Source organism: Streptomyces sp. sk2.1 (genome assembly GCF_008120935.1).
Taxonomy (GTDB): domain Bacteria; phylum Actinomycetota; class Actinomycetes; order Streptomycetales; family Streptomycetaceae; genus Streptomyces.
Genome location: NZ_RDBO01000220.1, coordinates 1 through 775 on the forward strand (window position 1 = coordinate 1; position 775 = coordinate 775).

Below are 775 nucleotides of genomic sequence, written 5' to 3' on the forward strand. Positions count from 1 at the left end.
CCACCGATCCGGGTGATCTGACGGAGTGGGTGCGGGACTTGGAGACCGTGACGGCGGTCGCGACGTACGCCTCGCTGGCGGTGCTTCAGCGGGCGCACGCGGCGGGCGGAAAGGCGGTTCGCGACCTCCACCCCGACCCTTGTTTTCCCCGACCCCGTAGCCGCGATTACCTGCGCCCGGAGACCCTTTTCAGGAATGGCCCCGCCGGGCGGATTCGCGAGCATTCGCAAAGCCCCATCCACGGCTTCCACCTGATGCGGCCTCAAAGGCATTGCGGTCATTTCTGTTTCCTTTCTCGCACCGGTTCCGGTGGTCCGTCAGCAGATGAGAAGTTATCCGGGGGCCGGAAATGACGCACTCTCGGGAGAGCCGCCCGCGCGGGCTTTGCCACTCCTGCGAATGGCGCCCCAACCGGCCCCGGTGGTCTGCCACCAGATGAGAACCTATCCCGTCCGGCAGTTTGACGCACGCGAAGTCGGGAAGTGTTCGAAGGTGACCGGATTTGATCGGCCGTCAAGGCCGGACCACCCCGGCCCGGTGACGGCCCGTCACCAAGACGACCGGCCCGACCCCCCTCCCCGTAGCCAGCCGCCCGCGTAGCGGGCCTCCGAGCAGGCGCGGAGCGGCTGCGACCGATCCGCGCCAGCGGATCGTCACATCGAGCGCGGAGCGCACGATGTGACCCAGGGCCACGGAGTGGCCCGGCACCCGGAGCGCGAAGCGCTCCGTTGGAGCGGCGCGTAGCGCCGCCGCGTCGCGTCTGCGGAGCAGACCG

At 69.2% G+C, this 775-nt stretch carries 1 protein-coding gene; it reads right to left on the reverse strand.

The genetic code is table 11. The annotated features are described in order from the left end of the window. On the reverse strand, positions 1–281 hold a 281-nt coding region (locus tag EAO76_RS42835), incomplete at its 3' end, for a DEAD/DEAH box helicase family protein (protein WP_148841616.1). Between the last annotated feature and the right edge of the window lie 494 nt (positions 282–775).